The following is a 24,000-nucleotide window of genomic DNA, read 5'->3' as shown; positions in this document are numbered from 1 at the left end:
TGAATCCACCAAAGCCATCAAGCGCCAAATTGCCGAGTCGTTGTATGTGACTTACAACGACGCGACGAGTCATCAGGCTAACGAGTTGACGAGATGATCATCAGCCAGGGCAGGGCGCTTCGCGGTCAAGGAGTCTGGCGGTGAGGAGTACGCCCAGTTCGCTCAGTTGGTGGATGGCGAGGGCGATGTCGCGGTGTTTGCCGTTGAGGTCTTCGGACAGGTCGAGCAGCAGGGTGCTGACGCTGGTGAAGGTTTCGTAGCTGTTGGTGATGAGGGTTTCGTTGCTGGCGTTGGGGGCGACGTTGAAGAGCGTTGTTGAATCTGCTTTTGACATGAGTAGACATCCTGAGTGATGCCACCACCTTTCCGCTACTAAACAGTGGGTGGCAGCTGTACGCAGGTTAGTAGACCGGTGGATATCTAAAGCCGGCGCGCCCGAAGACGCCCTACGCACAGCCACCATCAAGCACAGACGCACTGTCTGACTGATGAAACTCATGCACTAATAGATACCCAAGCTCAGGCTACTAAACCCGAATCACTGAACAATTCAGCGACCGAGCCACCTTAGAGACGGCCACCTCAGCGCACAAGCCGGCGGATTCTGACGCAGGCGTAGGCAATGGAGCAAGGTGCAGCAGGGGAATCGGATTTTGCCTTCAGGCGCTGCGTTATCGTTTGGGGTTTTCGCGAGCAAGCTCGCTCCTACAGGCGTGTTCGTCACCTCAAACGAAATTGTTAGCATTGAACACGTTTCATATTGGAGGCAGGGATGGATGAACGATATGAGGTTCAACCGATCACCCACCTTCCGCGCCAGATACAAGCGCTGGAAAAGGAAGCCGTTGGCGAGGGTTTCAGGTTCCTCACGCGTCTGATTAACGAATGGCACTCCGGGGCAAACCGCTTTGATGCACCCCGCGAGTGTCTGATGGCGGCCTATTTTAATCAGCAACTGATAGGCATCGGCGGTCTTTCAGTTGATCCCTATGCTGACAATAACGTGGCCAGACTGCGGCGGGTTTACGTCGCAGCTTCGGCAAGGGGACAACACGTCGGGCAGGCGCTGGTAAAGGCGCTTGTTGAACGCGCCGCTCTCAGGTTTCAGGTCGTGCGTCTTTTCACGGATACGGCTGAAGGAAGCGCCTTTTATGAGCGCTGTGGCTTCAAGCGGACAGATGAGGCTCAGGCGACTCATATCATGCGGCTTGGCGGTTTTTGAGGCGATGGCTGCAATGGCAATGGCTCACTGCGTTGGGCGTGGCCGATAGCTTGTAAGTGACGGGATTGAGAGAGCAACCCCACAGCACTGCAGCATCACCGCAGCACTGTGGGGTTGCTATGCCTGCACCTACACCGTCCCGAAACGCACCTCCACCGACAGGCTGCCCTGGTTATCGCTCAGGCCAGCCCCGTAACGCCCGGCCAGGTCGTCATTGATGCACAACTGCAACTCTCCCTGCTGGCCACGCGGCAATTGCGCCTGGTTGCCGACCAGGAACGGCGCGCCGCTGGTGCCGATACGCCCGATCAACGCGCCTTCCGCTTGACCGGGCAAGGTATAGCCGGGCTTGGCGGTCAGGCCTGGGTGGCCCGCCGCGCCGACCATGCCGGTGCCCGGGTTGGCCGTCCACTGCCCACCGGTGCACACCGCCAGTTGCCAGCTCTGTCCGTTGACCTGCACGCCGGTGCCCTGCCAGGGGTCTCTGGCCTGCACCTGCACGGTACGCTTGAGCAGGTCGCTGGCGACCACGTCGGCGGCCTGGAAGGTCAGCGCGGTGATGGTCAAGGTCGGGTTGGCGGTGCCGGTGGAGGGGAACACGCCGTCGCCCACCAGGAACAGGTTGGGGTGGTCCCAACTGCGTTGGTCCTTGTCCACCACTGAATATCTGCGGTCCGAGCCCATGCGGTAGGTGCCCATCAGGTGGCCAGCGCCGTAGAAGGCGTAGTTCTGACCGTCGTACTCGAACACGGTTTGCGAGCCGGGCTTGAGCTTGGGCTTCAGGTCGGTCAGCTCGGTGGCGCCCATCAGTTTGGTGATGATATGCGTGGCGGCCAGGCGCGCCTGCTTGAAGCCCTTCATGGTGTATTCGGAGAGTTCGTAGGCGATCTCTGGCCGAGGCAGGCCCAAGCCGTCGGTGAAATGCTTGCTACTCTCCACCCGGCACTGCGCATGCTCAGGGTCTTCCTCCACCTGCTCGATCAAGAAGGCCAGACGGAACTGACGGGTCAGCACGCTGTTGAGCTGCCGCACCAGCGCCACGCCGGACAACGCCCTTTTCTCGGGGTTGGCGCCGCCATTGTTGTCGGCGTCGATGAAATCGCAGACCGTGGCGTACGGATCATTCGCCGACCAATTCCAGCCCTCGTTGCCGATCTCGATACGCCAGGCGGCACGCTCGCTGCGGAACGGGCCATCGCGCATGTCTTCGATCCCCGAGGTGGACAATGGCCCACGGAACGGGAACAACGGCTTGCCTTCAGGCATCAGGCCCCAGGCCAGGTACACCGGGTGGTCGGCCAATGACTTGCCGACCTGGCCGCTGCTGTTGGCCACGCCGTTGGGGCTGTGCGGGCTGATGGAGTTGAGCAGCAGCTTGGGCGTTTCGATCGCGTGGGCGGCGATCACGTAGCGCTTGCCCTGGGCCGTGCCGTTCTGTTGCGTGCCGTTGTTCTGGTACTGGATGAAATCGATACCCGTGACCCCATTGGCATCGACCTGCACCTTGCTCGCCACACACTGGTAAAGAATACGCACGTTGCCGGTATCCAGCGCCTTGGCCATGGTCACGGTGGCGTCGTATTTGGCCTGGATCGGGCAGATCGGCGTGCAGCTGGTGTTGCCGGCGCATACCCGGCGGCCGTTGTCGTTCTGCGAGTTACGCCCGGCTGGAGTTTGCCGCACGTTGAGGGTGAAGCCCTGGTACTGCGTGCCATTGATGGCCTTGCCCACGCCCTGGTCGACCAACGATGGAGGAATGCCGTGCATGCTGTATTGGTGGCCCTGGGGGAAGGTCACGCCCAGGTAGCTCTGCGACGCCACATCGGCGGACACGCACATCTCTTCCTCGGCGCGGCAGTAAGCGGTTTGCAGGTCGTCGTAGCTGATCGGCCAGTCGACCCCGACCTTGTACTTGGTCTGCATACGAAAGTCGTTGGGCAACAGGCGCAGAGCCGTGCCCATCCAGTGCCACATGGTACCGCCGCCCACCCGCTCGTAGGTGCTGGCGAACAGTTGCGGCCCGTTCTGTACCAGGTAGCTCTTCTGCACCTTGTCCTTGTCGTCGCTGCCGGCGGTGATCAAGTCCTGGATAGTCGCTCGCGGGGCGAACTGTTTGGCCGGGGTCTGCTCGGTCTGCTCCGGTGGGTAGGGCGACTCGGGCGCCTTGAGCACGGCGGTGTAGAAACGCTCCAGGTACTCGCTGCGGTTAGGCGGTATCGCCGGGCCCGACTCAAGCACCAGCACTTTCAAGCCGGCCAGGCCCAGCTGGTAGGCCATGACGCTGCCGGCCATGCCGGCGCCCACGACGATCACGTCGGCGGTTTCGATGTTCTGGGTGTTTAGAGTGCTCATGGCTGCTGCCCTTCCTTGGCGTCGACACCGGTGAATTGCTTGAGGGTCGGTGGCTGCTCGGCCCAGTAGCCGAAGTGGTACTCGCTGTAGCCCATGGGGTGGGATTGGGCGATTTTCCACGCCCAGCTTTCCTTGTAAGCCTGGTCGGAGACTACGCGGATGTCATGCTCTTTGGCGGTGCCCTGGTCATAAGGCTGGTACCAGCTGCCAAGCAGCCACAGCTTCATGATCGAGCGGGCGCCTTTGGCGATCTGCGGGTCCGAACTGCCGAGTATGGCGCTGGCGATCTGCTCATGGGGTTGGCCTTTAATAGAAACGTACAGGTTCAGCAGTTTGCTGAACGCTTCGGTGCCCATGCCTTGCTGGGCGGTGTCGAAGAACACCGGAGGCAGGTTGATCGGGTCGACGGCAGGCGCCAGCAGCTTGGCTGACAGGCCAGTGAGCTCGGCAGACAGGTCGATGAAGTCTTGCAGGTTCGGGTCGCTCATGGCATCACTCCTTGGCACCGGTGGATTGGGCACGTTCAAGCAGAAAGGTGAAATCGGCGAAGCTGGTGCGCGGTGACTGGGTCACCCGGCTGGTCGCGTTGTTGTGGCATTCCATGCAACTGGATGAAGCCTGCGGCGTAGTGCCCTGGTTGTAGGTTTCCAGCGTGGCGTTGGCCAGGAAGTTCGGCGCAGGCGTGCCCAGCGGGTTGGTTGGCGACGGCACCTGGCAGTCATCGGCGGGGGCGGTTGGCCATTGGGTGCTGATCAACTGGTAGTTGGCCCACACCGTGCCCTTGAGCGCGCCTTGCCACTGCGCGTTGAGCTGGTGGGTCGCGGCGGTGAGCGGAATTTCCCGCACGATCTGCGAGGGTGTGGCTTTCTTCGACGGGTCCCACGGCTGCGCGGGCGGCTCGTTCACCGGGAGGTTGCTGGCCTGGGCGTTGTAGAAGAGGTAGGGGCCCTTGCGCTCGTTCATGGGGGTGGTCTTTTCCGGTACGTTGCGCACGTGCTCGAAGCTTGACCACACCCACTGCGGCGCATCTTTGGTCTTGTGCACGATGTGCAGGCCGACCAGCCCGACCTTCTGCACGTTGCACGATTCGGGGATCACCGCGCCCTTGTTCGTGTCGGCGTTGCCGGGGGTATAGACCAGGGCATTGATGGCATGGAATTCCTGTGGGTTGTCGTTGCCGCCGAGCACCTTCCAGGCCGATTTGACCATGATCGCGCCGACATGCTTGTCTTGCTGCGAGCCGCAGGAGAAGGCGATGCGGTTGTCGGCCTTGGTGAAGAAAGCCTGTTGGCCTTCCTTGCTGTAGAGACCCTTATTAACGATGTCGTCGAACATCGGCTGGTTGACCATGATCGCGTTGCGCGTGTAAGTGCCGTTCTGGTCCACCAGTGGGCCGGTCTTGAACGGCTGGATGGTCTCGTCGAGCACACCAGCAACCTTACCCATCTGCTGCAGCACGGGCAGGTCACCCTTGCCTTGGCAGGCCGGGGGTAGCGGCGCCTTCTGGTTCCAGGCGACAGGCTTCTGGCCTTGGGGCAGGAAAATCTCGTAGCTCTCCTTCCACGACTCCCACACCGTCTGCCCCGGCGCGCCGATCTGCGCCGAGGTATTGGCGCTGCCGTCGGCGTTGGCGGGCCAGTTCAGCGCGACGAAGGTCTGCCACGACAGCACGTCGAAATCGTGTTGCAGGTTGTCCAGGGTGAAGGGGGCATTGGCGGTGACGTCGAAGGGAATCGCAGGTGACAGCGGCGGCGGGCTGGCCGCATCGGCCATGGCGAGCACGCTGGTGAAGCTTGCACCCAGGCACGCCAACCGTTTCAAGGTTATTTTCATTATCGTCTCCTCAGCAGATAAAGCGTCGGGACGACGAGGCGTACTGGCCCTTCATGGACCGATAGTTCAGCGTTATCCCTTACGCTAGGCTGAAGGCTAGCCGTTGCGCTTGAACCGCCAGAAATATCCGACTAAAGGTATGGATAAGCAGGATCGCGCATAAAGTGCGGGCCTTACTCTGAATATCTCCCCACCTGTTTTTTCCAAGGCAAGTACTCCACAAAAACGACGCGGTGGGCTACTCCATCTTCCCTTACACGAAACCCTGACATTTGTTGCAGATCGAGTTGCAAGCATTGAGTTGCAAGTGCCTTTTGTAACGCCGGATCCGGGTGGAAATGTTCAGGGCGCAGATAGTTTTTTTTCAACGTGACATCGCAACGTGCGACTTGGCCCTTTGCGTTGGCAGTGAATTCGAAGCGTGCTTGGCCGAACGCATTTATTGATTGCTTGGCCACCACGTTGTCCCAGAAAAAACGGCTTTCAACAGCAGACCTCTGGTGTCTGCGTTCGTAATCAGAAATGGGTGAGGTATTACCAGAAGCTATCAAAGGCACGGTGACCTCAAAGGTGCCATCAACTGGATTCCGAAGACCTTCCGGAACGCTCTCCCAGATACTGCTCCAGCACACATCCGTGACGACATTCGTAAAGCCTGGTGGACTTCCAGCGTCCATTGGCTGCGCCTCGCAGCGCAATACGTCGCCCTGTCGATCAAGCTTCATACGTAGCTTCACGCTGCCTCGCAGTCCCTCGCCATTCGCCCAGAACACATTTTGAGCCAAGGTAGTGCCTAAAACCCTGCCATAACGCCTCTCTTCTATGCGCTTGATTTCTTCTGAGGTGAGATAAGTTGGAGCGGACTTACCACCGCTATCAACCCAGGCATTCACTCGCTGCTCGGGTGTCAACCGATGGCAACCAGAGAGGGGCACTGAACCTGCCAATAACAGCAGCATGGCAATGAGCCGACAATCGGCCCGTGATTTCATTTTAATGATGGACACTCTTGCCTTCCTTGAAATGACACAAATCGATATTTTGCCTTGAGTGCTAATGAGCGTCTTGTGCTGGTCGAGACTGTGTAAAGCGCTCTGTATCGTTTGCTGCCTACCGTAACTAACTGAATAGGGACTGAAAGCAACTTCAGCGTAACCGTCCCACTCCAGTCAGTCGACCGATAGCTGCTGGTCGATGACGCTTGTGCAAATGGCGTGGACAAACCCTCAGGCTACTAAACCCGATCACTGAACAATTCAGCGCCCGAGCCACCTTAGGGGCGGCCACCCCAGCGCACAAGCTGGCACGATGGCGCAAGGTGCGGCAGGGGAATCGGATTTTGCCTTCAGGCGCTGCGTTATCGTTTGGGTTTTTCGCGAGCAAGCTCGCTCCTACAGGAGTGGGTCAAGCGTGGGTTGTTATCAAGGTGCGGGTAGCTGGACAATAGAGGCCGACGAGCCAGCAACGAAGCACCAGATGTGCGAACGTTTGGTTCGCTCGGCTGGGCTCTACGAACTGCAAGATTACTGATCGGAAAAAAACCAATGCTAGGGAAAGTCAGCAGTAAACATCTTGTCTGGGCCGCAGTCGCACTTTGCGCGACGCTTCTATCCGGGTGCGCGACGTCACGCTACGACGGCAAGCACGCACCGGACCCGAGTAAGGCGATCATCGTGGGTTCGGTTGGTGAGAGCTTTCCGATGATGCAGCCCCATGGGCTGGTGGTTGAGATCAAGCAACAGGGAGCCCCGGGCACCGTATTACGGCTGACGACGCTGGGCAATGAAGATGATCAGCCATCCCCCTCTGTGCTGGGCCATTACTTCATGTATGAAGTGCCACCGGGTGAGTATGAGTACACGCAGTGGCATTACGTGTATTACGCGGGTAAGTCGATGCCGCGCCCGGTGCCTGCGGTTTTCTCTGTGAAGGCCGGGGAAACTCTCTATATCGGTGATCTGCGCGTCGATGCCCTGCGCTTTTGCCTGTCCAACGTGAACAATGCCGATGACACGGTGCAGGCGCTCAAGCGCAAGTACCCGATGCTCAAGGACCGGAACATCGTGAATCTGACGCCGAAGAGCGGTTTTGCGCCTTGGCCGAGTTCTGATGCCACTGACTTCGGTAAAGGGCTGTGCACGATTTGAAGCCGGTACCGGTGACAGTCATCGACCCCGACGCCCATTGATCCACGTTCAAGGAATTCATGCATGAAGCGCTCTACGCTACTCTGGGCCAGCCTGTTCGCAGGCTTGGTCTCACTGACCGGTTGCATCAGCGGTCCGGACCTCAAAGGCCAACCGTTCTTCACGTCACCGGCGGAACCTCGTGCGGATGAGGCCACGGTTTACTTTTATCGCACGGCGGCGAGCATCGGTGGCGGGGTCGCCCCGACTATTCAGGTCGATGGCCGCACCATCGGCAGCTTGCCTTCCGGTAGTTTTTTCAAGGCCGGCATTCCCGCCGGCAAGCACAGCGTTGCCTCCACCTCGCCACCGATCATCAGCGGTATGGTTAACCAGCGTTTCGATATCACCGTCGAGAATGGCAAGGTGTATTACATCGCCGATCAACTCAGCACTTCTGACTACAAGGATGGGCAGACCTTGGGTGAAGTCGACGGCCGTCGTTTCAGCGGAACAATGTTTTACTCGCGCTACGCGCTTGTGCCTGCCGAGGAAGCGCTGCGTTCTATCAAGTGGTGCCAGGAGCTGCCGGCAACCGCACGGTAACCACCCGCCCAACATCATCCAAAGCCAACTTGCCGACAGAGAAGAACCCCACACTACCGCGGCATTGTGGGGTTGTTAGCCGTCGCGCTTGAACCCCTAGAAAAAGCTAGGGGTAAGCAGGAACGCTCAGTGGGTGGATGGTCCGGGGCGATGTCGAGGAGAAGAGGGCGGGCCTTCATCAAGCGCCAGGTTGGCCTCCGGCGGCATCAGTAAGCGCGTGCCTCTTCTCGGCTGGATGGGGCACCGCTGCGCTCGAATAATCTATGCGAAAACTCCAGCACCGCCAGCAACAATTGAACGGCACCCAGCACCAGCAGGAAAGGTGAAGCGCCACTGCTGACGGCCACTACCTGCACTACCACTACGATTACGCGTAGCAGGGCGCTGAGACGGGCATGTTCGCGGGTAGGGGCTCGCCAACGTACAACGCCCCATACAAGGTATGCCCAGGCGCCGATGTTGAGCAGGAACATGGCGGTGGGGTCGAGCGCCGAGAAGTGGCTGTCGAAGCCCAGTTGCAAATCAACCCATTGGATCAGTGCATAGGCCCAGACGGACACGATCGGCAAGGCGAAGGGAGCCATCGCGAGAATGTCGTATGCAGCGCCGACACGTACGATTTTTTCATGGGTGGATTGGGTCATTGCGGGTCTCCTCCTGGAGTGGCTGGGTCAACAAGTCGCGGATTTCCTGGAACTCACCCGATTTCAGTCCAAGATGATGGCGCTCGGCCAAGACCTGAACGATATGCGCAGCGCGGGATTCTGCGTCGACGATGTAGCCGGGCACTGCCGCCCGTTGGCGGAGTGCGACAAGATCACCGAAGCGTTCATCCGCCGCCATGATGGTCTTCGCCACCGTCGTCTGGACGTTGCAGAGCCCCAGCACGGCAAAGAATGTGTGTGGGTTTTCCAGGTGATAGATCTTTGCCAGAGCGTTCAGCGCCGCCTTGGAGACCGAATATGAGAGCATCCCGGCCCGTTGGCGCACGGCCGAAATCGATGATGAAAACACCACGGTGCTGGGAGGCTGCGTCGCACTCAACAGGATATCCAGGACCATTTTCACCGCGCCCAGGTTAAGTGCCAGGACGTTGTTGAACTCCTGCATCGAGGTTTGCGTGGCCAGTTGTGGAGGGCTGCCGAACCGACCCGCATTCAGGTAGACGGTGTCTACCGGAGCAGGGGAGCGCGATAGCAACGCCTGCAAGATTGCCGGGGCGCGGTCGATATCGGTCAAATCGCACCTGAGGAAGTGAAAGCGCTCCTGTGACGGGATATTGGCCGCAGGATTGCGTGATACCGCGAGCACCTCGTCGCCCCTGGCCAAGTGATAACGCGCCAGAGCGTTGCCGATACCGGTGCTCACACCGGTGATCAATATGCTAGCCATGATTGCCCCTAGAATTTGCCGATGTGATAGCCGCCATCGGCACTGAGCACCGAGCCGGTGATGTAGCTGGATCTGCGGCTCAACAAAAACACGATCGCGTCGGCGATTTCCTCTGGATGGGCAAAGCGTTTCATGGCGGTCACGTCACGCTTGCGCTGGGTGTTTTCCGGATGGGCCGCCAGCCGTTCCGCAGAGTTCATACCGCCCAGTGTCGGCCCGGGCGCTACGGCGTTGACGCGTACGGCAAAACCGGATTCGCTGTCGCAGGCATTCTCCATCGCGGCGACCTGCGTCAAGGCATTGAGCGCGGTCTTGCTGGCGACGTAGGCGGCCTGATTGGCCATAGGCATCACGCCCGCGCACGAAGACACATTGACGATCGCTCCATCGGGGTACCGGCTGATCAGTTCCAGTTCTTTTTGCAGGCAGTAAAAGGGGCCGTTCAGGTTGGTGTGGATGACCCTGTCCCAATCCTGCGGTGCGCTGGTCGCGATCGGTGCGTAGGGGGCGGTAATGCCGGCGTTGTTAATTGCAAAGTGCAACTGATCCACCTCGCCAGCCACCGTCGCGAATGCCGCGGCTACCGACGTGTGCGACGCCACATCGCAAAAGATGAACTGCGCCGAAGCCCCCAGTATCTCTAGAGCGGCGTCGGCCTTTTGCTGGTTCCTGCTCATCAGGAACAGGCGTGCGCCCGCTTTGGCCAGTTGTTTTGCCACCGCCAGGCCGATGCCGCTGGCACCGCCGGTAATGACGATGTTCTTGTCTTGAAATTCCATGTTATTGATTTCCGTAGTGGATGTGAGCGGGACGCTTGTAGTGCTCATTCACGCAGCAATACACCCGGTCGAGTTGCGGGTTGCTCTTGTCCCGAAAGCAGTTACCGTCAAACCGGCATTGCTGAACCTTGTCTTCATGGCCGGCGAGCGATTTGCTGATCAGGTCGTTATCGGCAAAAAGGGCTCGGCTCATACCGATCAGGTCACAGTGACCCAGCTGCAGTTGATTTTCTGCTTCCTGCAGGGAGCCAATGAAACCGGCATAGCCGACCGGCAGCGAGGTGAATGACTTGATCAGGCGTACCCCTTCGACGAACTGTTGCTGAATCGTCGGATGGGCAGACAGCATGTAGCGGAAGGTTTCCTTGATGGTGATCGAGCACATGATTGCCGAGGTCCCGGCGTTTTCCAGGGCCGCCACCACATCCTGGAGCAGTTCCGGTTGCTGCCCGTTGGCGCCTACGCAATCATCAATGCCCAGGCGCACGGAAACCTCCAGCTCTCCTGCGGTAACCCTGTGAATGCGGTCGATGACTTCCAACAGAAACCGTGCTCGCTTGAGCGGGCTGCCGCCGTAAGCGTCATGGCGATGGTTGGTCCAGGGCGATAGAAAACTGCTCAGCAGGTAGCCATTGGAGGCCTGAAGCTGGACCATCCTGGCGCCGGCCTGTCTGGCTCGCAGAGCCGCTTGAGCAAACTGATCGCAAACGGCGTCGATGTCCTCGACACTCATCTCCAATGCCTCGGCGCTGCGGCTGCCGGATAACGCACTGCGGCTCGGGCAAAGCAGCGGTTGGCCGCTGATCTGTGTGCCACCTTGGGCGCCGTAATGCTGAAGTTGCACCACCACTGGACAGTCCCGCTGGCGACCGTACTCCACCAGCGGCGCGAGCTTTTCCACGTTGGCATGGCTGTGCAGGCACAGGCCACGCGCATGCAGGCGCGTGGAGGGCGCTATGGAGGAGTTGCCCAGCACCACCATGGCGCAGCCACCGTCGATCACATGGTGATAGAAACTGAGCATTTCCTCGGACAGAGAACCGTCCGAGGTGGCCAGGTCGATGCCCATCGGCGCGAAGTACACGCGGTTTTTCAGCGAAACGCCCTGACCGATCATCAGTGGGCGTTGTGATAACTCATAGCTCATGGGCGCAGGATCCTCATGCCACGATTTGCTCGGGGGCCAGAGGGTCAGGTGAAGAGCCAGCGTTCCATTGCATCTGCCCGGCAAAGAAGCAGTGGCACTTGATCGTTTCACGCAGTTCGCTGGCCTGGCTCTTGGACAGTTTGTCGAACACCAGCACGCGCTGGTCGGGTTCGCCAGTGGAGCAAGTCGAAGCAACGGGCAGGCTGAGGAAGCCGCCCCCTTCGATATACAGCGATACGGTCGTGACCGTGCTCCAATTGATGCCCTCGGCCTGGTGAGTCACCAGCACGCCCAGTACCGAGAGCAGGCTCAGCCTGGCTTGCAGTGCACTGTCGGCGTGATGCACGAGGATGTTCTTGGGCAAGCGATCGGAAGGGGTGAACCAGTGATCCTGAGGGTAGTTCAACGAACGCATGCGTTTGAACAGCGGTAACTTGATCACTGCGCCTTGCAGCCAGAGACGCGATACCAGCCGGCCGTTCTGATAGAAGTTAGCGCACTTGTCGATGGACTTGGGTTGCGATCGCTTCAGGCCGTGGGTCTGTTGCACCACGACTTCGACCTCGTAAGCCGATTCGGTGTAGGCGTTGAAGGAAATGCGCAAGTCTTCGATGGAAATGGAAACCGCGCCGCGCTGATGGCCCAAGTAGTTGTAGACGTAGTGGTACATGGCTTGCCTGGCCACTTCGATCAACATCAGGCCCGGTACATGTTCGTGCTGCTTGTTGTAGAAGTAGTAATTCTTGGTGTCGTTGATCAACAAGTAAGAGCCCTGCCTGGCCTTGTCCCACTGCGCGAGCGCCTCAAGGCATTCGATCATGCGCATTACTTGGTCGGGCGGTATGTGGGCATCACCGCCTTGAAAATGCTGGGCCAGGTAGCGTTGGGCCTGGTGGGGGATGAATTCAGCCGTGAGGATGAAGTGGTCGTCGCACTCGGTATAGAAGTCAGTCAGGCGGATCTCGAAGGTGGAGAGAGTGCCGGCCTGTTCCGCGCTGAGGGTCAGGGGCAGATGGCGCAGCACATACCGGCCGTCTTGGGCACGGTACAGCTGTTTGAACAGGTCCTGATCCGGGGGGTTGCCAGCCAGTATGTCGGCACCGATCGAAGCACTGAGAAAGCTGGGCAGAATCAGCCTGGGTCGTCCGATCAATACATCCCTGGGTGTGTCTTTGTGCAACAGATGAGGGTCAATTGAGTCTGCGCTGTTCATGAGTTGCGATCTCCAAGTGAGCGAGTTGGGGAATGTAGGGGGAGACGGGACAGCAAACGCTTGATGATGAGCCCATGTACCGGCGCCACCGGCAGCATGTACAGGCGGCCGAACGTGTTGAAGGTCTTGACGGAGGTGGTGATATGCAGGCAACGCGGTTGCGTGAGTGTGGTATCGATCGAGACCATGACCGCCAGGTGGGTATCGCGTGAGGTCAGTACCAGCTTCTGTGCGCTGATGGCTTCGATGGTGAAGAAATCGAGCTTTTCGCCGACCACCGGGGCGCACTGGGGTGTGGCACCCGAGAACCCGCCGATCCGCTCGACGTGAAAGTGCTGTGAGATGCTGTCGCGCAACCTGAACGCGCCTTTGAGCCAGGCGGGCGTCGCGGCGGTCATCTGGCAGTACAGTTCCAGGGGCGTGGCTTGGGTGTCGATGAGTGCGCTGGCAGAGTGCAGAAAACCCAGCTCGTTGCGCGCGGCCACCAGGCTGGCGCACGGTGGGATCTGGTTATTTGACGTCTTCATGGGTGAGGGCACCTTATTGCAGCAGCGCAATTTGTGCCTGCTCGGCCTGCAACAGCATGTTCTCGTAGAGTTGGTCGGCGCTGGCCTGGTCCTCAATCACTTGTGCGGCGACATTCCGAGCGGTGACGTCGATTGATTCGTCATCGATGAACACCGATTCGTAAATCCCGACTACAGGCAGGTAGATGCCTTTGACGTACGCCACCGTCTGCTGCAACGGCCTGAGCAATTCATCCAGGGTGTAACGGTTGAACCCGCCAGCGCGGTAGCCGGTGGAGGGCGCACCCACCGTGGTGATGATCATGAATTCCTTGTCTTTGAGCTTGTCGCCGCCGCGTGCGTAGGCATAGCCGGGGGTGAAGACTTCATCGATCCACTGTTTCATGATTGCCGGGCAGGAATACCAGTACAACGGAAACAGCAACACGATGCGGTCATGGGCATTGAGCAATGCCTGCTCTGCACCCATATCGAACCCGGTGGGCGTCACCGCGCTGGCCAGACTATGGACCTTGACGCCACGCTGGCTGATCTTGCCCATGATCGCGGTATTGACGCGGGAAACCGAAAGATCAGGATGGCCAGAAATGACAATGACTTTTTTCATGTAGATCGTGTGTCCCATTTATAGTCGGTTGGAATGCCGATGCAGCGTTATTTAAGAGCAGGCGCCTGAGGTTGTAACCTAACCTTTTGGGGAGTCGGCTCGGCCGACTTGCCCGCAGCGGCAGGCCATTTGCGCTGCTTCAGGCCACTTCTCGATCAGCCAGGCAGGGCGGCACACTGATCCAGTTGGCCATGATCTTGTGCCCGTCGATCACGGTCAGCTTGCCCTCGCAATGAGCGTCGAAACCCGCGTTGCGCAACAAGCGGGTAATTCCCGGCGGCGATACCGTGATCAATTGGCGAACCTTGTGGCAAGCGGCGACCTTGAGCACTTCATGCAGCAGCGCCACGGCGTTGGGCGATGACAGGGAGTGGCCCGTGAAGGTCTGTTGTTGCAGGTCGACGGCGGCAAACCGGGAAATTTCCCAGATGTGCGCAGAATGAGGGAGTGCCTGGCCACCCAGCACCTGGGGGAACACTTCCTTGAGCAGATAGGGCTTGTGCGTGGGCAGCAGCCGCGCCACACCGACGATGTGCGGGCCTTGACGGGCGATTACGTACACCGTGTCGTCGCGGTCAAATTGGTCCAGTTCCTCACCGACCGCACAGTCCAGATGCCACCCAAGTTTTTCGACAAATACGCGATAGCGATACAGCAACAGGGCCTGCCACAGTTCGGTCGGTAATGTCAGGCGCGTACCCGTGGTTATATACATGAGGAACCCTCGGCAAAAAATCGAGGGGCCATTCGGCAGAATAATCGAACACTTAGGTACTGCTCTTTTGGGCAGGTGTGTCGTGAGGGTGCGCGTATTATTGTTGTTGTTCACACTGAGCGGCATTAACGCATCAGGGGTGCGCCAATCAGGTATGTGTCAGACAAGCAAGCCCAGTGAAGTGGCGCGCACGACGGTAGCGGTGCAGTTATGCACGCCCAGTTTCGAGCCTGCATTGCGCAGGTGAAATTTGATGGTTTCCCGCGATAGCGAGAGGATCAAACCGATCTCGTGGGCGGTCTTGCCGTCGGCTGCCCACTTGAGCACTTCACATTCACGCTGCGACAGGGTTTTTTCCTGCGGTAACTGCCAGTGCGGCGTCAGCACGCGCAAGAACCCCTGATGAGCGACATGCACCAAAAACCGCATGTATTTTTGATTGGCGGCAAGCTCTTGGGCCGTAATAGGGTCATTGGAGCGCGCCAGTGTCAGCATGCCGCCGCTGCCGCGGCCGTCCAGGCAGGATTGCGCCCAACCATGGGCCAGCCCGGCGCCACGGGCTTCTTCCCACATCTGCGGGTTTTGCCGGGTCATTTGCTCGTCCCAGACAATCGGTATCGTCGATTTCGTGCAGTGCTGTACCGTCGGGTCCACGGCGATGTATTTGCAGTGGGCGTAGCGTTGTCGCCATGAAGGCAAAAAATTATTGCTCATCACGATTTTAGGGCGGGTGACGGGGATAGGGATTCGGATTCCATAGGCGCAATAGTCGAACCCCAGGTGTTTTGCCGTGCTGACGATCCGAGCCAACAATTCAGCTTCGGTTCGGGCATTGTCGATCGTGTCCAGCACATCATCCATCCACTTCACTGTCATTCTCCTTGAATTGACCTTTACGCTCTATCTGCGCCGAAAACGATGACGGCACTACGCCGGTGTCATCAACGACGTGGGTTTAGATGCTCGGCGTTAAAGTTAGACACATTTATGCAGCGCTCTCGGCCTTCATACTTTTGGCGCGAGAAGGCGTTGCAGGTATCGCGATACGCACCTTTAAGAGTGAGCGGTGGGGCGTGCAAGGGGCGAACTCCATTTAGCCGGTGTCCTGATCAATTTCAGCGGGGGCAGCTGAGGTAGGGCGTGTAAGGGTAGTGCTGCGTAAAGTTGCTTTACAAGCAAGTGGGGGCATTCTTCATGTTGGTTTCATTTGTTCGGCTTCGCGCCGAGTTGTGCGCAGGGCGCGAGGTGATTTCGTCAAACTTCTGATTCGTTTCGGTGTTAAAAGCCCGCGCCTACAGAAGTGACATGTTGGGGTGGTATTGTTGCGCCAGATTATGGAGGACTGAACATGACATTGACGGTCGACACCCTGCTCGAATTGGCCATGGCCAACCCTATCAATGCGCAACTCACCGCGCGCTTGCCGGATCTGGGTGTGCAGCAGTGCATGCTCACGGCGGGCTGTTTGTTCCAGGCGGTGTGGAACCATCAGGCGAATCTGCCGGCGGCTCAGGGCGTGAAGGATTACGACGTTTTTTACTTTGACGAGGACCTGTCCTACGAGGCGGAAGACGCGGTAATTCGTGCGGCGCAGGGGCTGTTCCAAGACCTGGGGGTGAATGTGGAGGTCAGGAATCAGGCGCGGGTGCACCTTTGGTATGGTCAGCGGTTTGGCCGTCCTTACCCGCAGTTGCATTCGGCTCGGCAGGGGGTTGACCGTTACCTGGTGGCGGGTACGTGCGTTGCGCTGGATATCGCTTGCGGTGAGGTGTATGCGCCTTATGGATTGGAAGATGTGGAGCAGGGGGTGTTGCGTATCAACCCTTTGCATCCGGAGCCGGAGCTGTTTTTGCACAAGGCCAGGAGTTATCAGGCGCGTTGGCCGTGGCTCAAGATAGTCGAGCCGGGCTGAGCCCCAATGCTGTAGGAGCGAGCTTGCTCGCGAAAATCGTTAACGATAACGCGTGCCTTCAGATTAAACGCGGCGCCCGTGAGTTTTTCGCGAGCAAGCTCGCTCCTACAGTAACGTGCCGAGTAGGCCGCAACTTATCACTACCAGCCATGGCGGCAGTTTCCACACCATCAACGCGACCAGTGCCAGCAACGCCAGGGCGAGGTCGTAGCCGTTGAAGATCGCGCTGGTCCACACCGGCTGGTACAGCGCCGCCAACAACAGGCCAACCACCGCCGCGTTCACCCCGGCGAGTGCGGCCTGGGTACGTGGGCTTCTGCGCAGGTTGGCCCAGAAGGGCAAAGCGCCGAATATCAGCAGGAACGACGGGGCGAAGATCGCCAGCAGCGCGATTACTCCGCCAAGCCAACCGCTCGGGGCGTGGGTCATCGAGGCGCCGAGGAAGGCGGCGAAGGTGAACAGCGGGCCGGGCACGGCCTGGGTGGCGCCGTAACCGGCGAGGAACACATCGTTGTTGACCCATTGGCTGGGCACCACTTCGGCTTGCAGTAGCGGCAACACTACGTGGCCGCCGCCGAATACCAGTGCGCCGGTGCGGTAGAAGGCGTCCACCAGCGCCAGTGTGGGGTTGAGCGCCCATGCGGCGAGGATCGGCAAACCCACCAGCAACAGCAAAAACAGCATCAACCACAGGGCTCCGGCACGGCGGCTGATGGCGATGGGCAGGGCGTCGGGCTCGGCACTGCTCTCGGGCTTGAACAACAGCAGGCCAGCCACGCCTGCGACCACCATGACCCCGACCTGAGCCCAGGCGGAGGGTTGCAGCACCACCACGCAGGCGGCGATCAACATCAACGCCACCCGTAAAACACCTCGGCACAGGTTACGCGCCATGCCCCACACGGCCTGGGCCACCACGGCTACGGCGACCACCTTAAGGCCGTGCAGCGCGCCAGGGGGCAGGGCGCTGCCGTAGTGGGCCAGCCCCAGGGCAAACAGGATCAGGGCGATGGCCGACGGCAAGGTGAACCCGGCCCAGGCTGCCGCCGCGCCCCGGTAACCTGCGCGGGACAGGCCCAACGCGATACCGACCTGGCTGCTGGCCGGGCCTGGGAGGAACTGGCACAGCGCGACCAGTTCGGCATAGCTGCGCTCGCTGAGCCAGCGGCGGCGGGTGACGAACTCTTGGCGAAAATAACCCAGGTGTGCAATCGGCCCGCCGAAGGAGGTAAGGCCCAGGCGCAGGAAAATCAGGAACACTGACCAGGGGCGGCTGCGGTGATCGGCAAGCTGGGGCAAGGGGATGTCTCGGGCAACGGTGCTGGATGTTGCCGACCATAACCAATTTTCATGACGCGTAGAAGCGCGGGTATTTTGCCGCCCCATTGAATTTATCCGCGGTTGTTCGAGTCACTTAAAAGCAGTGTACTGTTTTCCATCCACTGGACCTCAAGGACCGACCATGACCTTTTTCATCTTCCTGCTCGCCTGCGCCGCCGCCGCCAGCACTGGCGTGATCTTCAAACCCGGCGCCTGGTACGAATCCCTGGTCAAGCCCAGCTTCACCCCGCCTAATTGGCTGTTCCCGGTGGCATGGACGATCATCTACCTGCTGTTGGCCTGGGCCGGTTACCGCTTGACCCTGATCCCCGGCAGCGAAATGGTGTTGGCCCTGTGGGCGGCGCAGATTGCGTTGAATACCCTGTGGACGCCGGTGTTCTTTGGTGCCCATCGGTTGTTCGCCGGGATGGTGATTATCGTGCTCTTGTGGCTCACCGTGGCAGCGATGGTGGTGCTGGCCGTGCGCCTGGATTTGATCACCGGCCTGATCCTGTTCCCGTACCTGGCATGGCTGTGCGTGGCCGCGGCGTTGAACTTCTCGATCCTGCGTAATAATCGCTGATGGCCTACCAGCATTGGCCCGCCAGCGAGCCCGAACTGGCCCAGATGCGCCGCTTCAATCGCAAACTGGCGTGGATGCCGCGCTTCAAGGTCCGCAACCGCGTGATGCCGCGCCTGATCCAGGCGCTGCTGCGTGCCAGCCAGACCTTCAAGAAGGCGCCCCTGGCGGAACGCAAAATGCTCGGGGCGATCCCCTTGCGCATCCTGCGCCCCGCTGGCCCGCCAAGAGGCGTGGTGCTGGATATCCACGGCGGTGGCTGGGTGATCGGTAATGCGCAAATGGATGACGACCTTAACCTTGGCATGGTCAACGCGTGCGATGTGGCGGTGGTGTCGGTGGATTATCGGCTGGCGGTGGATACGCCGATCGAAGGGCTGCTGGATGACTGCCTGACGGCTGTGCGCTGGCTGTTGGCGGACTGCCCGGAATTTGCCGACCTGCCGGTGTTTTTTGTCGGGGAGTCGGCCGGCGGGCACCTGGCGGCGGCCACTTTGTTGGCGCTCAAGCAATGGCCCGAGTTGCTCCAGCGGGTAAGCGGCGCGGTGTTGTATTACGGCGTCTACGATTTGACCGGCACCCCCAGTGTGCGCACGGCCGGGCCGGACACCTTGTTGCTGGACGGGCCGGGCATGGTTCAGGCGCTGCGCCTGCTGACGCCGGGGATCAGCGACGAGACGCGCCGACAGCCACCGTTGTCGCCCTTGTATGGGGACTTTGAGGGGCTGCCGCCAGCGTTGATGTTCGTGGGCGAACTGGATCCGCTCAAGGATGACACCCTGCTGATTGCCGAGCGATGGCCAACGGCGGAGGCTCATTTGCTGCCGGAAGCGGCCCATGGGTTTATTCACTTTCCGGTGGCGATGGCCGATCACGTGTTGGCTTACGCTCGCCAGTGGATAACGGGCCGGATCCTTGGCGATGAGCGTTAGCATTGATGCGGTGCAGGCCGCTGACATTCCCCAGGTGCTGAGCTTTGCTTTGCAGGCGCGTGATGAACTGTTTCCCACGCTCAGTGCCACCGGTGTCCCCCACGATCTGGCGCAGTTTGAAGCCATCTACCTTGAGGGCGGCGGGCGGTTTTTGATTGCTCGTGCCGAAGGCAGGATCGTTGCCTCGGTGGCTTATCGGCCCTACGACGGCCGCTTCCCGCAGTTGAACTACCAGGGGCGCAAGACAGTGGAAGTGGTGCGCCTGTATGTGCTCCCGGCTGTGCGACGCTTGGGCCTGGCGGGCCGGTTATACCGCTCGCTGCAAGCGCTGGCGCGGGCGGATGGCGTAGAGGTGATGTACCTGCACACCCATCCGTTTCTGCCCGGTGCGATTGATTTCTGGCAGCGGCAGGGGTTCGAGGTGGTGGATGCCGAGGCTGACCCGATCTGGCAGACAACCCATATGCACCAACTTCTGTAGGAGCGAGCTTGCTCGCGAAAAACGTCAACGATAACGCGTGTTTTCTGGATGAACGCGGCGCCTGGAAGTTTTTCGCGAGCAAGCTCGCTCCTACAGGTTCAGTTGGAGCGCAGGCGCAGGATTTGCGCGCCGTCGAACGGGTCCGTCAGGTAATGCCCCTGCACCCCGAATGTCTCCTGCAAGCGCTGTGGCGTCAGCACCTCTAGCGGCGCGCCCAGCGCCACCAGTTGCCCGCGATCCAGCACGGCCAGGCGATCACAGGTCAACGCCTGGTTCAGATCATGCAGCGCAATCAAGGTGGTCACGGGCAAGCCTTGCACGCCTTTGAGAATTGCCAGTTGATGCTGGATATCCAGGTGGTTGGTCGGCTCATCCAGCAACAAAATCTGCGGGCGTTGCGCCAGGGCGCGGGCGATGTGCACGCGCTGGCGTTCGCCACCCGAGAGGCTGCGCCAGGCGCGTTGGCTCAGGTGGGTGGCGTCTACGTCATGCAGGGCCTGGTGCACGATGGCATCGTCTTCACGCGACCACGGGCTCAATGCCGACAGCCACGGTGTGCGGCCCAGGGCCACGGCGTCGAACACGCGGATGGCGTCGTCGGTGTCGGCCTGTTGCTCCACCACCGCCAGCTGTTGCGCGATGGTGCGGCGCGACAACTCACCGAGCCGCTTGCCACCCAGGCGAACTTCGCCGCTGGCCGGCACACGCAAGCCGGCCAGCAATTTGAGCAGGGTGGATTTGCCTGAACCATTGGGCCCGACGATACCGAGGGTTTCACCCAACTGCACGTCGAGGTCAATGTCACGCAGCAACTGCGCGTCACGCACTTTGAAGCCCAGGCCGCGGCAACTGAGTACGCTCATCGGGCATTCCTCCGGCCGATCAGGATCAGCGCAAACACCGGCGCGCCCACCAATGCGGTGACCACACCCACCGGAATCACCTGGCCCTTGATCAAGGTGCGCGACAGCACGTCTGCAGCGATCAAAAACAGCGCGCCACCCAAGGCACTGGCTGGCAGCAAACGCGAATGCCCGGTGCCAAGCAACAGGCGCACCGCATGGGGAATCACCAGGCCGACAAACCCGATGGAGCCGACGATAGACACCATCACCGCCGTCACCAGCGCGGCGCAGGCCACCAGCACAAATTGCACGCGGCGCACCGGGATGCCGAGGGAGGCTGCCGAGTCGCTGCCGAAGGTGAACGCATCCAGTGCACGCCGGTGCCACAGGCACACCGCGAGCCCCACGACCGCCACCGGCACCGCCAACCACACCGAAGGCCAGCGCACGCCGCTGAGGTTGCCCAGCAGCCAGAACATAATGCCGCGGGCTTGTTCGGAGCTGGCCGACTTGGTGATCAGGAACGCGGTCAGGGCATTGAACAACTGCGAGCCGGCGATACCTGCGAGGATGATCTGCCCGGTACCGCTGGACGATCCGCTGGCCCGTGCGAGCAGCGTCACCAGCGCAAAGGCCGCCATCGCCCCCACAAACGCGCCCGCCGACAACGACACCAGGCCACCGCCCACGCCAATCAAGGCCACGAGCACCGCGCCGGTTGACGCGCCGGCGCTGATGCCCAGCAGGTACGGGTCGGCCAGCGGGTTACGCAGCAGCGATTGCAGGATCACGCCGCACGTCGCCAACCCTGCGCCGCAAGCTGCGGCCACCAGGGCACGGGTGAGGCGGTAGTTCCACACCACGCCTTCGTCGATGGGGTCCAGTGCATAGCTGGCGCCCCAGAGTTTATTGGCGAGCACCTGCAGCACCACCTGCGGTTCGATGGCGGTTTCACCGATGGCGACGCCAGCGAGCAGGGCGAGCAGCAGCAACGCCAGGGCGAGTAGGGTGCGCATCATTGGCCCAGGTGGTAGCCGTCAATGGCGGCCGCCAGTTGTTCAAGGCCCTCGAAGGTGCGCAGGCTCGCCTGCAAGGCCAGAGCGTCGAGGATGATGATGCGGTTGTTCTTCACTGCGTCCATGTTGCGGGTCACGGGGTCGCTGCGCAGGAAGGCGAGTTTCTTTTCATGGTCGTCGGCCGGGTAGCGACGGCGATCCATGCGTGCGATCACCAGGAAGGTGGGATTGGCCTTGGCGATGGTTTCCCAGCCGACGGCAGGCCACTCCTCATCGGACTGCACCACGTTACGCAAGCCAAGGGTTTGCAGCATGAGTTGCGGCACGCCTTTGTGGCCGGCTACGTAAGGGTCGCTGGCCATTTCGGCGCTGGAAAACCACACCAGTGCGCTGGCTTGCTGCAAGCCCTTGCCCTGGGCCGTGGCGACGGACTTGGCCAGGCGCGCCTTGAGTTCGTCGGTCAGTTGTTGGCCGCGATCCTGCACGTCGAAAATCTGCGCCAGTTGCTGGAGGCTCTGGTAGATCGTCTCGATGCGAAAGGGCTCCAATCGCGTGCCGTCGGCGCCGACCAGGTTGTCCTTGCCTTCGCAATCGGACGGCAACAGGTAGGTGGGGATCTTCAGTTCATGAAACTGCTCACGGGTACCGACCACGCCTTGGGGGCCCACCACCCATTCCAGCTCGGCGGCCACCAGTTGCGGGCGCTTGGCGAGTACGGCTTCGAAGCTGGGCTCGTTGTTGGCCAGGCGCTCGATGCGGTCGTCCTGGGCCTTGTACTGCGCTGCCACGTTGTTGAACCACAGCGAAGTGCCGACCACCTTGTCGCCCACGCCCAGGGCATACAGCATCTCGGTGGCGGCCTGGCCGATGGTAACGCTGCGGGCGGGGGCGTGCTGGAAGGTCAGGGTGCTGCCGCAGTTTTGCAGGGTCAGCGGGTACTGAGTGGGCGCGGCTTGCGCCAGGGCACACATACCCAAGCCTGCGATCAGGGCGGTAACGCGTGGCAGCATGAGGCGATCTCCTTGTGAACCGTAGGTGCAGCAGGGGAGGTACGGCTCGGAAATACGCCCATGGAGGCTGCTGATGCGCAGGGCCAGGATGTCCTTCCCGGACACCCCGCCGGTTAGTGAGTTAGCTGGGCCGGCAGGTCTCCTGACTGATGCGTCGTCGCCATGCCCCGCCTTCCCGGACGTGGTCCAGTGGCATTCAAGGGCAGGCTCGGCATCTACAGTTGCGGGGGCAGTTTCGGTTCACGTCGCGTGCGGCGTTTCGAATTCCCTGTTAGTCCCATACGGGAACCGGCGGCGGTATGGTAAGCGATCACCCCCTGTAGGAGCGAGCTTGCTCGCGAAGGTCGCTAACGATAACGCGGGGAGCCTGATGCGCCGCGGCGTTCTCAGGTGCTTCGCGAGCAAGCTCGCTCCTACAAAAGAAGCGTCAGAGCCGAATATCCTGGGGGCCGCGGATCAGCGCTTCGATCCGGGTGCCTGTGGCGCGCTCTTCGTTGCTGAAGCCGTCGTAGTCGGCCAGGTTGGCGAAGCGGATACCGGTCAATTGTTCGATCGCAATCACACTGCGCTGGTAGGTTCGAAGCGGGCCGAATACCAGGTCGAGTTGGCCCAGTTCGCGGCTCTGGTCAATCATGTAGGCGCTGGCGGACGGCTTGCCATCGTCGCTGAGGTAGGCCACTACTTTCCAGAACGCCTTGGGGATTTTCACGCCACGGTACAGTCGGTCGTCATCGGCGAACACTGGCCCGGTAAACACCGTGGCTCGGGCTTTCCAGCGCTGGGTGTTGTCGAGAATGTAGTCTTCGAGCTCCAGCCAGGTCTTCTGGTTGAAGCCGCTCATCTGTGGCGAGCAGTTGGTGAAGTGAAAGGTGTCGAAGTTGGCGGTGTTGGCCTCGTCGCCCCAGTTGGGGTCCTGGCGCCGCACCAGGTGGCCGCGGTCCAGGCCATTGCCGGCATAAAGGTCTTCACCTACCTGCGCCTCCAGAGGCAGGCGACCATCGTAGGCCCAGGTGTCGTTGCTGCGCTTGATGTCCACATGCTTGGCGCCGTCGATATTCACCCCCACGTACAGCGCCAGTCGTCGAGCGCGCGACATGGTGATGGAGAAATGCGTGTAGTCCAGGCGCTTGGGTTGCACATCGCCCGCCAGTGGCTGGTCAACCGTGGGCCATGGCACCACGAAGTCGCTGAGGAAGTCGTCGGCATAGCCCGCGCGGTTTTTGAGGTCCTTGGCCGCGGTGACGCGCGGCGTCGCGGCTCTGGCTTCCAGCAGGGTGGGGCTGGCCGCGACCAATGGGCGCAGGTCGGCAAGCCTTGGGCGGTGGGAAAGGTCGATGTTGGCTGCGCGGGCGGGCATGGGCATGTTCCTTATAGGCCTGGGATAA

The 24,000-nt window shown here is 60.6% G+C and carries 26 protein-coding genes and 1 riboswitch; of the genes, 7 read left to right on the top strand and 19 right to left on the bottom strand.

Annotated elements, in window-relative coordinates; translation table 11 throughout:
- Window positions 1-100 precede the first annotated feature (100 nt).
- Window positions 101-334 carry a DUF6124 family protein gene (locus tag BT204_RS19245; RefSeq protein WP_072447936.1) on the bottom strand — a complete coding sequence of 78 codons (234 nt, stop codon included), beginning with the start codon at window positions 332-334 and terminating at the stop codon, window positions 101-103.
- A gap of 438 nt (window positions 335-772) precedes the next feature.
- On the opposite strand from BT204_RS19245, the gene BT204_RS19240 reads away from it, so the two are divergent.
- Window positions 773-1,222: a GNAT family N-acetyltransferase gene (locus BT204_RS19240; RefSeq protein WP_072447934.1), complete on the top strand. Its 450-nt coding sequence runs from the start codon at window positions 773-775 to the stop codon at window positions 1,220-1,222.
- Between the two features lie 129 nt (window positions 1,223-1,351).
- Here the strand turns inward: BT204_RS19240 and BT204_RS19235 are convergent, their stop codons facing one another.
- The 4 genes from BT204_RS19235 to BT204_RS19220 all read right to left on the bottom strand — a co-directional run bounded on the left by BT204_RS19235 (window position 1,352) and on the right by BT204_RS19220 (window position 6,414).
- Window positions 1,352-3,574 (bottom strand): GMC oxidoreductase, encoded by a 2,223-nt coding sequence (locus BT204_RS19235; RefSeq protein WP_072447932.1) that lies wholly within the window; start codon window positions 3,572-3,574, stop codon window positions 1,352-1,354.
- Window positions 3,571-4,062 carry a sorbitol dehydrogenase gene (locus BT204_RS19230; RefSeq protein WP_072447930.1) on the bottom strand — a complete coding sequence of 164 codons (492 nt, stop codon included), beginning with the start codon at window positions 4,060-4,062 and terminating at the stop codon, window positions 3,571-3,573. The genes BT204_RS19235 and BT204_RS19230 overlap by 4 nt, the downstream gene beginning before the upstream one ends.
- 4 nt (window positions 4,063-4,066) lie before the next feature.
- The gene (locus tag BT204_RS19225) at window positions 4,067-5,407 is read right to left on the bottom strand and encodes a cytochrome C (RefSeq protein WP_072447928.1); all 1,341 of its coding nucleotides are present in this window, start codon (window positions 5,405-5,407) and stop codon (window positions 4,067-4,069) included.
- A gap of 173 nt (window positions 5,408-5,580) precedes the next feature.
- Window positions 5,581-6,414, bottom strand: a complete 834-nt coding sequence (locus tag BT204_RS19220; protein ID WP_072447927.1) for a hypothetical protein — start codon at window positions 6,412-6,414, stop codon at window positions 5,581-5,583.
- Between the two features lie 537 nt (window positions 6,415-6,951).
- On the opposite strand from BT204_RS19220, the gene BT204_RS19215 reads away from it, so the two are divergent.
- Window positions 6,952-7,554 carry a hypothetical protein gene (locus BT204_RS19215; protein ID WP_034126209.1) on the top strand — a complete coding sequence of 201 codons (603 nt, stop codon included), beginning with the start codon at window positions 6,952-6,954 and terminating at the stop codon, window positions 7,552-7,554.
- Between the two features lie 63 nt (window positions 7,555-7,617).
- Complete coding sequence (locus tag BT204_RS19210) at window positions 7,618-8,139, top strand: DUF2846 domain-containing protein (protein WP_014719182.1); 522 nt, start codon at window positions 7,618-7,620, stop codon at window positions 8,137-8,139.
- Between the two features lie 206 nt (window positions 8,140-8,345).
- Here BT204_RS19210 and BT204_RS19205 read toward each other — a convergent pair whose 3' ends face one another.
- The 9 genes from BT204_RS19205 to BT204_RS19165 all read right to left on the bottom strand — a co-directional run bounded on the left by BT204_RS19205 (window position 8,346) and on the right by BT204_RS19165 (window position 15,380).
- Window positions 8,346-8,783 (bottom strand): hypothetical protein, encoded by a 438-nt coding sequence (locus BT204_RS19205; protein ID WP_072447925.1) that lies wholly within the window; start codon window positions 8,781-8,783, stop codon window positions 8,346-8,348.
- On the bottom strand, window positions 8,764-9,531 hold the full coding sequence (locus BT204_RS19200) for an SDR family NAD(P)-dependent oxidoreductase (protein WP_072447923.1): 768 nt from the start codon (window positions 9,529-9,531) through the stop codon (window positions 8,764-8,766). The genes BT204_RS19205 and BT204_RS19200 overlap by 20 nt, the downstream gene beginning before the upstream one ends.
- 8 nt (window positions 9,532-9,539) lie before the next feature.
- Entirely contained in the window at window positions 9,540-10,310 is a 771-nt protein-coding gene (locus tag BT204_RS19195) for an SDR family NAD(P)-dependent oxidoreductase (protein ID WP_072447922.1), read from the bottom strand.
- 1 nt (window position 10,311) lies between these two features.
- Entirely contained in the window at window positions 10,312-11,457 is a 1,146-nt protein-coding gene (locus BT204_RS19190; RefSeq protein ID WP_072447920.1) for an oxidoreductase, read from the bottom strand.
- A 13-nt stretch (window positions 11,458-11,470) separates the two neighbouring features.
- A complete protein-coding gene (locus BT204_RS19185; RefSeq protein WP_072447918.1) occupies window positions 11,471-12,670 on the bottom strand; it encodes an AfsA-related hotdog domain-containing protein in 1,200 nt (399 codons plus the stop codon).
- Entirely contained in the window at window positions 12,667-13,197 is a 531-nt protein-coding gene (locus BT204_RS19180; RefSeq protein WP_072447916.1) for a DUF2867 domain-containing protein, read from the bottom strand. Before BT204_RS19180 ends, BT204_RS19185 begins: the two co-directional genes overlap by 4 nt.
- A 13-nt stretch (window positions 13,198-13,210) precedes the next feature.
- A complete protein-coding gene (locus tag BT204_RS19175; RefSeq protein ID WP_052199940.1) occupies window positions 13,211-13,804 on the bottom strand; it encodes an NAD(P)H-dependent oxidoreductase in 594 nt (197 codons plus the stop codon).
- 139 nt (window positions 13,805-13,943) lie between these two features.
- Window positions 13,944-14,519 carry an acyl-homoserine-lactone synthase gene (locus BT204_RS19170; RefSeq protein ID WP_034126215.1) on the bottom strand — a complete coding sequence of 192 codons (576 nt, stop codon included), beginning with the start codon at window positions 14,517-14,519 and terminating at the stop codon, window positions 13,944-13,946.
- 159 nt (window positions 14,520-14,678) lie between these two features.
- Complete coding sequence (locus tag BT204_RS19165; protein WP_230960017.1) at window positions 14,679-15,380, bottom strand: LuxR family transcriptional regulator; 702 nt, start codon at window positions 15,378-15,380, stop codon at window positions 14,679-14,681.
- Window positions 15,381-15,867: 487 nt separating this feature from the next.
- Here BT204_RS19165 and BT204_RS19160 point away from each other — a divergent pair, with 487 nt between their 5' ends.
- Complete coding sequence (locus tag BT204_RS19160; protein WP_072447914.1) at window positions 15,868-16,431, top strand: nucleotidyltransferase family protein; 564 nt, start codon at window positions 15,868-15,870, stop codon at window positions 16,429-16,431.
- A gap of 105 nt (window positions 16,432-16,536) precedes the next feature.
- Here BT204_RS19160 and chrA read toward each other — a convergent pair whose 3' ends face one another.
- Window positions 16,537-17,730, bottom strand: a complete 1,194-nt coding sequence (gene chrA / locus BT204_RS19150; protein ID WP_072447910.1) for a chromate efflux transporter — start codon at window positions 17,728-17,730, stop codon at window positions 16,537-16,539.
- A 163-nt stretch (window positions 17,731-17,893) separates the two neighbouring features.
- On the opposite strand from chrA, the gene BT204_RS19145 reads away from it, so the two are divergent.
- From BT204_RS19145 to BT204_RS19135, 3 genes are read left to right on the top strand one after another with little or no spacing between them, the layout of a single operon-like run.
- Window positions 17,894-18,334: a tryptophan-rich sensory protein TspO gene (locus BT204_RS19145; protein WP_003192600.1), complete on the top strand. Its 441-nt coding sequence runs from the start codon at window positions 17,894-17,896 to the stop codon at window positions 18,332-18,334.
- Entirely contained in the window at window positions 18,334-19,263 is a 930-nt protein-coding gene (locus tag BT204_RS19140) for an alpha/beta hydrolase fold domain-containing protein (protein ID WP_072447908.1), read from the top strand. Before BT204_RS19145 ends, BT204_RS19140 begins: the two co-directional genes overlap by 1 nt.
- Complete coding sequence (locus BT204_RS19135; protein ID WP_072447906.1) at window positions 19,253-19,744, top strand: GNAT family N-acetyltransferase; 492 nt, start codon at window positions 19,253-19,255, stop codon at window positions 19,742-19,744. The genes BT204_RS19140 and BT204_RS19135 overlap by 11 nt, the downstream gene beginning before the upstream one ends.
- Before the next feature lie 98 nt (window positions 19,745-19,842).
- Here the strand turns inward: BT204_RS19135 and BT204_RS19130 are convergent, their stop codons facing one another.
- The 4 genes from BT204_RS19130 to BT204_RS19115 form a co-directional block, all read right to left on the bottom strand.
- A complete protein-coding gene (locus tag BT204_RS19130) occupies window positions 19,843-20,607 on the bottom strand; it encodes an ABC transporter ATP-binding protein (protein ID WP_054898581.1) in 765 nt (254 codons plus the stop codon).
- Window positions 20,604-21,608, bottom strand: coding sequence for a FecCD family ABC transporter permease (locus tag BT204_RS19125; RefSeq protein ID WP_034126222.1), 1,005 nt, complete (start codon window positions 21,606-21,608; stop codon window positions 20,604-20,606). The genes BT204_RS19130 and BT204_RS19125 overlap by 4 nt, the downstream gene beginning before the upstream one ends.
- Window positions 21,605-22,615 (bottom strand): ABC transporter substrate-binding protein, encoded by a 1,011-nt coding sequence (locus BT204_RS19120; protein ID WP_072447904.1) that lies wholly within the window; start codon window positions 22,613-22,615, stop codon window positions 21,605-21,607. Before BT204_RS19120 ends, BT204_RS19125 begins: the two co-directional genes overlap by 4 nt.
- A gap of 114 nt (window positions 22,616-22,729) precedes the next feature.
- A riboswitch (cobalamin riboswitch) is annotated at window positions 22,730-22,923 on the bottom strand.
- A 119-nt stretch (window positions 22,924-23,042) separates the two neighbouring features.
- A complete protein-coding gene (locus BT204_RS19115; RefSeq protein ID WP_072447902.1) occupies window positions 23,043-23,972 on the bottom strand; it encodes a DNA/RNA non-specific endonuclease in 930 nt (309 codons plus the stop codon).
- Window positions 23,973-24,000: the final 28 nt, after the last annotated feature.

This window comes from Pseudomonas sp. NFPP02, assembly GCF_900119355.1.
Classification (GTDB): Bacteria; Pseudomonadota; Gammaproteobacteria; order Pseudomonadales; family Pseudomonadaceae; genus Aquipseudomonas; species Aquipseudomonas paracarnis.
The sequence above is the reverse complement of the archived record's forward strand: the minus strand, read 5'-3'. Positions and strand labels throughout refer to the sequence as shown.

What these genes read in the sequence shown, in the direction of transcription:
- BT204_RS19115 (WP_072447902.1), bottom strand. Translation starts at nt 23,972, where the DNA reads ATGCCCGCCCGCGCAGCCAACATCGACCTTTCCCACCGCCCAAGGCTT.
- BT204_RS19215 (WP_034126209.1), top strand. Translation starts at nt 6,952, where the DNA reads ATGCTAGGGAAAGTCAGCAGTAAACATCTTGTCTGGGCCGCAGTCGCA.
- BT204_RS19135 (WP_072447906.1), top strand. Translation starts at nt 19,253, where the DNA reads ATGAGCGTTAGCATTGATGCGGTGCAGGCCGCTGACATTCCCCAGGTG.
- BT204_RS19235 (WP_072447932.1), bottom strand. Translation starts at nt 3,574, where the DNA reads ATGAGCACTCTAAACACCCAGAACATCGAAACCGCCGACGTGATCGTC.
- BT204_RS19240 (WP_072447934.1), top strand. Translation starts at nt 773, where the DNA reads ATGGATGAACGATATGAGGTTCAACCGATCACCCACCTTCCGCGCCAG.
- BT204_RS19140 (WP_072447908.1), top strand. Translation starts at nt 18,334, where the DNA reads ATGGCCTACCAGCATTGGCCCGCCAGCGAGCCCGAACTGGCCCAGATG.
- BT204_RS19195 (WP_072447922.1), bottom strand. Translation starts at nt 10,310, where the DNA reads ATGGAATTTCAAGACAAGAACATCGTCATTACCGGCGGTGCCAGCGGC.
- BT204_RS19165 (WP_230960017.1), bottom strand. Translation starts at nt 15,380, where the DNA reads ATGGATGATGTGCTGGACACGATCGACAATGCCCGAACCGAAGCTGAA.
- BT204_RS19145 (WP_003192600.1), top strand. Translation starts at nt 17,894, where the DNA reads ATGACCTTTTTCATCTTCCTGCTCGCCTGCGCCGCCGCCGCCAGCACT.
- BT204_RS19180 (WP_072447916.1), bottom strand. Translation starts at nt 13,197, where the DNA reads ATGAAGACGTCAAATAACCAGATCCCACCGTGCGCCAGCCTGGTGGCC.
- BT204_RS19190 (WP_072447920.1), bottom strand. Translation starts at nt 11,457, where the DNA reads ATGAGCTATGAGTTATCACAACGCCCACTGATGATCGGTCAGGGCGTT.
- BT204_RS19205 (WP_072447925.1), bottom strand. Translation starts at nt 8,783, where the DNA reads ATGACCCAATCCACCCATGAAAAAATCGTACGTGTCGGCGCTGCATAC.
- BT204_RS19230 (WP_072447930.1), bottom strand. Translation starts at nt 4,062, where the DNA reads ATGAGCGACCCGAACCTGCAAGACTTCATCGACCTGTCTGCCGAGCTC.
- BT204_RS19185 (WP_072447918.1), bottom strand. Translation starts at nt 12,670, where the DNA reads ATGAACAGCGCAGACTCAATTGACCCTCATCTGTTGCACAAAGACACA.
- BT204_RS19210 (WP_014719182.1), top strand. Translation starts at nt 7,618, where the DNA reads ATGAAGCGCTCTACGCTACTCTGGGCCAGCCTGTTCGCAGGCTTGGTC.
- BT204_RS19200 (WP_072447923.1), bottom strand. Translation starts at nt 9,531, where the DNA reads ATGGCTAGCATATTGATCACCGGTGTGAGCACCGGTATCGGCAACGCT.
- BT204_RS19120 (WP_072447904.1), bottom strand. Translation starts at nt 22,615, where the DNA reads ATGCTGCCACGCGTTACCGCCCTGATCGCAGGCTTGGGTATGTGTGCC.
- BT204_RS19245 (WP_072447936.1), bottom strand. Translation starts at nt 334, where the DNA reads ATGTCAAAAGCAGATTCAACAACGCTCTTCAACGTCGCCCCCAACGCC.
- BT204_RS19125 (WP_034126222.1), bottom strand. Translation starts at nt 21,608, where the DNA reads ATGATGCGCACCCTACTCGCCCTGGCGTTGCTGCTGCTCGCCCTGCTC.
- BT204_RS19225 (WP_072447928.1), bottom strand. Translation starts at nt 5,407, where the DNA reads ATGAAAATAACCTTGAAACGGTTGGCGTGCCTGGGTGCAAGCTTCACC.
- BT204_RS19160 (WP_072447914.1), top strand. Translation starts at nt 15,868, where the DNA reads ATGACATTGACGGTCGACACCCTGCTCGAATTGGCCATGGCCAACCCT.
- BT204_RS19175 (WP_052199940.1), bottom strand. Translation starts at nt 13,804, where the DNA reads ATGAAAAAAGTCATTGTCATTTCTGGCCATCCTGATCTTTCGGTTTCC.
- BT204_RS19130 (WP_054898581.1), bottom strand. Translation starts at nt 20,607, where the DNA reads ATGAGCGTACTCAGTTGCCGCGGCCTGGGCTTCAAAGTGCGTGACGCG.
- BT204_RS19170 (WP_034126215.1), bottom strand. Translation starts at nt 14,519, where the DNA reads ATGTATATAACCACGGGTACGCGCCTGACATTACCGACCGAACTGTGG.